This is a genomic window from Pauljensenia sp. C0170B4 (assembly GCF_056590235.1).
This window is the reverse complement of the sequence record NZ_JBWPVS010000006.1, coordinates 134,271-140,958: the sequence shown is the minus strand read 5'-3', so window position 1 is coordinate 140,958 and position 6,688 is coordinate 134,271. Positions and strand designations below refer to the sequence as shown.

Here is a 6,688-nt window from a genome sequence, read left to right as displayed (position 1 = left end):
ACTTCCCAAGCCTTAAATTCCTGGGAGTCATCCGGAGCAGTAAAACCATTAGGCAACACCGTGTACTTACTGCCCTTGTTTAAAGTCTTGCCATCCATATCGCCGACTCCGCCGTTACGATCATAGCTAACAGTGGCAGTTTCGAGTGTCTCGCTGGCCGGTTCTGATTCAAGCGGCTGTTCTTCAGTGGGAATTAGTCCGCCATTATCTTTTGCTTTTGCCGTGACAGTTCCACCAACTTCGATGTCTTCAACTTTCAGAGTAATCACACCGGTGTTCGCATCAACCGTTGCACCATCTGATGTCCACGTGGTCTTACCGGAAGTTTCGTCTACGGTTCGAGTTGCAGTGACGGTTTTTTCCGCTCCTGAAGCATCCTTATAGGTGACGGTGTAGGACGCCAAGTCGGTATCATCACCCGGGTTTTCATAGGCTGGCGGGGTAATAGTTACCTCACCCTTATCCGTATCTACCACAATCGCAGGAGATTTCGGAGCGATATTTTTTACCAGATCTTTGGCAGGGATTTTAGTGACTTTGGATCCATCATTTACCTTATAGGTTCCATCAGGATTTTTTGCATATATCGGATTGCCGTCATTATCCCAGTCAGTTTCCACATCATTAGGGTTGATTATTGTAACGTTTCCGTCTTTATCAAACTCGATAAACGCAGGATCGGTTACAAATCCAGTTCCATCGGGAAGTTTAGATACGCCATTTACCGTATTGGCATCTCGAATAGCTTTATCGATGGCTTGTTTATCGGCATCCGTTAATTTGTGAGGATCTCTCACGGCGACTTTGTCGGGGGTTGTTATTACCGGCTCAGACTTCGCGCAAGAACGGAATTTATGTGGCTCTTTGACAACGATACCGAACTCTGTTCCGAGTTTTAAATCGTTAACCTTATCCGTGATTGGGAAAGTAACTTTTTTGCCGTCAACGGTTACTGCTTGAGACATCTCTTGTGAGTTAGATTTGTCCACTATACAGCTTCCATTTTGGGAAAAATTCCTGTCCTCTCCATCGGTAAATTGTTTGACAAAACTAAATTTTGTTCCTTGGGCAACTTCTTTAGCAAATGTAACGATAATCTGTCCGTCTGTCACCTGGACTTTTCCTATTATCGGAGCCACAGATGTTTCCGTTACCTGTTTGATTATTACGTCCGGAGCTTCAATTTTTCCGGAGGTTGATCCATCTGTATAGGTCACTTCATAGTAGGCATGGTCCGTGTAATCGATAGAGAATTTAATTTTGTCAAGGTTAAAGTCGTTCGCAATGTCCGGATTAGCTTTCTTCAGCATTTCAATAGCTTCTGCTTGCTCATCATTATTTACAAGGTTAGCGTCCGGGTGTTCAATCCAGATTTCTCCTACCGGCATTTTGATCTTGTCTTTATTCGAGAATGCCATGGATGGCTCAGCATTTGCGGTCACCACACCAGATGTAGCGCCATCCAAAGTTTGATAGGCAGTGACGGTATCACCTGGTGCAACTTTAACGCCGTTAGGTAGATTTACCTTCCAAGCAGTTCCACTTCTAGGGGTAACAGAAACAGTGGCTTTTTCGTTGCCATCCTTACCTTTTAGGGTCACATATACAGTCGACCTTACAACCTTTCCACCAACTCTTTTTCGTTGTACATTAGCGCCGGAAATAGTTGTGGCGTCGTAAAAGACCTTGCGAATGGTCGGTGCCGGTAAAGTTGATTGACGCACGGGTTGATCGACAGTCTCCGGTCCGATCTCTAGACCATCGCCAGACTGGGTATCAGTTACAACTTCTGGAGTGCTTACCGGCGTCGGACTGGCGCTTTGTTCGTCATCCCGGGAGCTACTCTGTAGATCCTCGGCATGAGCCATAGACGGGCTCGATAGCGTGAAGCCCAAAGCGCAGACCAAGGTTAGGATCAGTAGTTCTGTAAGAAGATGAGCTGGTTTAAGCAGCGCTCTGCCGGCGAACGTTTCAAGAAAACCGGGCTTGTCCTTGAAGTTGCGCATTAGACCTTCCTGTCCAGTGTGCTAGTTAAATCTATTCCCCTCAAAGTACCACTACGTCATCCAGAAAACCAGCCCGTTGAGCTCAGGTAGGTGGTGACAGCTACAGGAATATAGCTAAACAGATAAAACACATTAGCTAGACGTTCATTAAATACATTTTAGCTATTGAAATTCTTATGCATACGTGATTTTTTGGTAATCAAATCATCCATCAACAGTGATTTGGAATGAATGTCTGCAAAAAACATGACAACTTTTATTGCTTAATTTAGAAGATCTGGCTTCAGGCAGTTACTCTATGACCACTCTAGGTTATAGAGTCTAGCCTGTAAAACCGCAAAGTTTTAGCGACTCGCACACTTTCGGCGGATAGACATATTTTTTGTAGCTTGCTTCTTGGAGCCTTCCGGCCTCTAGAAATCTGACAAACTGTGCCGAGCCAACGATAAGTCAAATACCTAACCAAGAAGACTTCCGAAAGCAATAAAGCTGCCCCGACAAGGCGAAACGTCATGTCTTATGGCATAAAAAATAGGACGTTCACTTTGTACCAAAATGAACGTCCTAATAGTGGAGATGGGGGGAATCGAACCCCCGTCCGACAGCCGCCCCCGAGGTCTTCTCCGGGTGCAGTTTGCCAAAAGATTTTCGACCCGCCTCTACTGACAAACCAGATGAGGCAAGCTTAGTCAGCTAAGTGTTGACGACCGCCCACTGACAAGGCGCCCATCCAGTGGCTCCCTAAACGACGCCAGGATCCGGGCTGGGAGCATCACCCGGGCTGACGGACTAAAGGCTCTCAAGCCGCAATATCAGGCGGCGAGAACGTAGTCGGTGCGATTCTGTTCGGCACCTATTGGTTTGCACGCATCGTTGACGAGATGAGCATGCGTTCTCGACCCGCTTCCCCTCGATTGACGACCACCGTCGAAACCGATCATCCCCTATGTAATTCACAAACCCGTCGCTGCGCCACTTTCGCAGCGTCACCAGCGCCGGACATCAAAGTATAGCGAGCAGTCGGTACACTTTCAATAGCCAGTTGAAGCCAGCAAGGCCGGCCACCCTCGTCAGTGACGAGCCTGCTTCACGTAGCGCCGCATCGCACGCTCAGCTTCACGCTTATCCTGAGCCTCGCGCAACGCCTGACGCTTGTCCCACTCCTGCTTGCCCTGGGCAAGCGCAATCTCAACCTTGACGCGCCCGCGCACAAAATACAGTTCCAACGGCACAATCGTCATACCTTTGGCCTGGCTGCGCTGTTCCAGACGTGCAATCTCATCACGATGCAGCAGGAGCTTGCGCTTACGGGTCGGCGTGTGATTGTTCCAGGAACCCTGCGAATACATGGGAATATTCGCCTGATAGAGCCACGCTTCCCCATCGCGCGCTTCCACCCACGCATCAACCAACGACGCGCGTCCCATCCGCAGCGCCTTGACCTCGGTCCCGGACAGGACAAGACCGGCCTCAAACGACTCATCTATCGAATAGTCATGCAGCGCCTTCTTGTTGCGTGCAATCATCTTCTTCGCGTCAGAATCTTCCTTGCGCTTCTGCGCCTCGCTCAGTTTCGGTTTCTTCCAGTCCTTCGGCATGTCCCCTCCTCCCAGGATTGACGAGGGTACCCTCCAGCACCGCTCACTCAGCAGCCACCCATTCTACAGGAAATCGGTCGGATCAACGTCCACACCGTCCTGCATCAACGACAGGTGCAGGTGACATCCGGTCGCATACCCCGTCGCACCGGTATATCCCACAACGGTCGAACGGTCCACGTGAGCACCCACCGGCACAGCGAAACTCGACAGGTGCACGTGCGCAGAAACCCACGAATGACCGTTAATCATGCCGTGGTTGATGTACAGCACGTTGCCACCGGCCGTCTCCTGCTGAGCAGCCACCACCGTCCCCGGAGCAATCGGATACTGGGGAGAACCACACGGAGCAGCAAAGTCAGTTCCGTTGTGATACCTGTCCACACCCAGAATCGGGTGGTGACGCCACCCAAAGGGAGAAGTGATCTGCAGCGGAATATGCAGCGGAGAGGTGAATATGGATCCAGCAGGTGCGAAGTTACCTGACGTGGCTGCCTGCTGAGCTGCTGCGGCGCGGTTAGCGGCATCGATCTCAGCAAGTTTGGCACTCATCGCGTCAAATTCTTCCTGCCACTTGGTCAACTGGCTCTGAGCCGTCTTCTTCTGGCTCTCCCATTCTTTCTTCTTCTGATCGCGATCCGACTTCATCGCCGTCAATTCGCTCAGATGCTTATCGGCTTCTTCCTTGGAGGTGCGCGCCTGCTCGGATGCCTGGCGTGCTGTCTGTTCAAGGTTTGCGATCCGCTCCGTGACAGCTTCCTGACGCTGCGCCTGGTTTTCCTGGCGAGCCTTCAACGCCAGAGCCTCATTGAGCGCACGGGTGTGCGAACGCATCAATGTGTCAGCTGCAGCTGCACGATCCCCGATTTCTCCCGTCCCCTGCGAGGTCAGAGCCAGCAGTTCAGGGCTGGAGATGTCGCCGCGATACATTTCACGGGCGAGGGCACCGATCGCCTGGTTGGCTTCGTCTTGCTGCTTTTCAGCTTCATCAATTTCCCGAGCGATACGGCTCTGCTCAGCTTCAGCACTGTCGAGCTGGTCAAGCGCCAACTGGTGCTGGCGGTCAGCCGCCTCGAACGCCTGCTGCGCTGACTTCAACTGAGCTTCAGCCCCCGGGATCTGACCGTTGAGACGTTCCAGATCCACATACACCTGCGCCAGTGACGAATCAATTCCCTCAAGCTGACTGGTCAGCTCATCAATATGCTGAGCCGAGTCCGCCTGCTTGCGAGCCACCGAGTCGCGATCATCATCACCGTCAGCTGCGGGCATCAGCACTGCAGGTGATGGCGCGGCCTGCGCTGGGGCTGCCAACGCGTCGCCATCAGCGAGCCCGGCGATGCCCAGAGCACTGATAAACGCAACCGTTGTTCCCACGGTGAGGGCGGCACGGCGGCGGCGCCCTCGAACCTGACGAACCTGACTCATCGCACCCTCGCTTTAAACCTTCGTATACTTTGCCAGCGAGAACGCCGACGCGACTACCGCCAGCAGCAGCGCTGCCACAACCAGCACCGGAGTCATAATCCACACTTCGCGCATGCCGACAAAGCTTGTCCACTTGAACGCCGGAGCGATCCACCCGCCGATCACAAACTTCACACCCAGGAAGAGCGATCCGACAGCGAGCAGCGCGCCAGTCAGAGCGGCCAGAGCACCCTCAATCATGAAGGGAGCCTGAATGAACAGCGAGGACGCACCGACAAGTCGCATAATCGACGTCTCACGTTCCCTGCTCATCGCGGACAGGCGGATCGTCGTTGTGATCAGCAAGATGGCCGCCACAATCATGACGCCGGCCAGCCCCAGTGACATCAGCTTGGCTTTGTCGATCACGGAGAAGAGCGGCTCCACAATTTCGCGCTGATCCTTGACCTGCGCCACGCCGGGAGTGCCGGAGAATTCTTCCTTGATGATCGAATACTGCTGAGGGTCAACCAGGCGCACGCGGAACGAAATCGGCATCATGTCCACCGTGGTCCACTGCGTAATCGGGTTCTCCCCCATGATTTTCTGGAAGTTCTCGAACGCTTCTTCCTTCGATTCTTCGTACACGTCCTTGATCAGTGGGGCCAGCTCACCGGACGTCAGCTTGGTGCGCACCGCGTCAATCTGGTCGCCGGCGGCTTCCTCGGCGTTACACGAGGGGATCTCATCGCCCTGCGCGCACATGTAGATCGACACTTCGATCTTGTCGTACCAGTCGGACTTCATGCGGTTGACCTGCATCTGCGCCAGGCCGGCCACGCCGACGAACAGCAGTGACACGAAGGTGACGATGATGACGGCCACCGACATCGCGCGATTACGGGTCAGGCCTTTGCCGACCTCGGAAAAGATAAAGCGTAGTTTCATCCCTCGATCACCTTGCTGCTCCGTAGACACCACGGGACTGATCGCGCACCACTGTGCCGTCCTGAAGCTCGATGACGCGTTTACGCATCTGGTTGACGATGTCGGCGTCGTGCGTGGCCATCACAACAGTGGTGCCGTTGCGGTTAATGCGGTCAAGCAGGCGCATGATGCCCAGCGACGTATCCGGGTCAAGGTTGCCGGTCGGCTCGTCAGCCAGCAACAGGGACGGCCGATTCACCATTGCGCGCGCGATCGCCACGCGCTGTTCCTCACCGCCGGACAGTTCGTGAGGCAGGCGTTTTTCCTTACCGGACAGTCCCACCAGTTCCAGCACGTCCGGTACAGCCGTCTGGATCGCGTGCTTGGGTTTTCCGATGACCTGCATGGCCAGGGCGACGTTCTCATACACGGTCTTTGATTCGAGCAGCCGGAAGTCCTGGAAGACCGTTCCAATCTGGCGGCGCAGTTTCGGCACGGCCCAGCGTGTCAGTTCACCAACATCGTGCCCCAAAACCCACACATGCCCCGAAGTGGCGATATTTTCTCGCATCACCAGCTGCAGGAACGTCGATTTGCCGGAACCTGATTTGCCCACCAGGAAGACAAATTCTTCGCGCTCAACCTCAAGGGACACATCGTCGAGGGCGGGGCGCGCACCCGGCTTGTACACCATGGTGACGTGGTCAAATCGAATCATGAACAGAACGCCGTTTTCATCAGACAACAGAT

At 53.6% G+C, this 6,688-nt stretch carries 5 protein-coding genes and 1 other RNA gene; all 6 read right to left on the bottom strand.

Annotated features, from left to right (window positions below):
- Positions 1–2,006, bottom strand: a 2,006-nt coding sequence (locus tag AC1EJ1_RS09050) for a hypothetical protein (RefSeq protein WP_480295722.1), incomplete at its 3' end; no start/stop codon positions are given.
- Between the two features lie 568 nt (positions 2,007–2,574).
- Positions 2,575–2,951, bottom strand: a transfer-messenger RNA (tmRNA) gene (ssrA, locus tag AC1EJ1_RS09045).
- Positions 2,952–3,076: 125 nt separating this feature from the next.
- On the bottom strand, positions 3,077–3,604 hold the full coding sequence (gene smpB / locus AC1EJ1_RS09040) for an SsrA-binding protein SmpB (RefSeq protein ID WP_058236136.1): 528 nt from the start codon (positions 3,602–3,604) through the stop codon (positions 3,077–3,079).
- A gap of 63 nt (positions 3,605–3,667) precedes the next feature.
- Positions 3,668–5,032: a peptidoglycan DD-metalloendopeptidase family protein gene (locus AC1EJ1_RS09035; protein ID WP_285016052.1), complete on the bottom strand. Its 1,365-nt coding sequence runs from the start codon at positions 5,030–5,032 to the stop codon at positions 3,668–3,670.
- A 12-nt stretch (positions 5,033–5,044) separates the two neighbouring features.
- A complete protein-coding gene (gene ftsX, locus AC1EJ1_RS09030) occupies positions 5,045–5,959 on the bottom strand; it encodes a permease-like cell division protein FtsX (protein WP_285016053.1) in 915 nt (304 codons plus the stop codon).
- A 7-nt stretch (positions 5,960–5,966) separates the two neighbouring features.
- Positions 5,967–6,656: a cell division ATP-binding protein FtsE gene (gene ftsE / locus AC1EJ1_RS09025; RefSeq protein WP_058236236.1), complete on the bottom strand. Its 690-nt coding sequence runs from the start codon at positions 6,654–6,656 to the stop codon at positions 5,967–5,969.
- Between the last annotated feature and the right edge of the window lie 32 nt (positions 6,657–6,688).

Coding starts and splice junctions, on each gene's coding strand:
- ftsE (WP_058236236.1), bottom strand. CDS start 6,656: ATGATTCGATTTGACCACGTCACCATGGTGTACAAGCCGGGTGCGCGC.
- smpB (WP_058236136.1), bottom strand. CDS start 3,604: ATGCCGAAGGACTGGAAGAAACCGAAACTGAGCGAGGCGCAGAAGCGC.
- ftsX (WP_285016053.1), bottom strand. CDS start 5,959: ATGAAACTACGCTTTATCTTTTCCGAGGTCGGCAAAGGCCTGACCCGT.
- AC1EJ1_RS09035 (WP_285016052.1), bottom strand. CDS start 5,032: ATGAGTCAGGTTCGTCAGGTTCGAGGGCGCCGCCGCCGTGCCGCCCTC.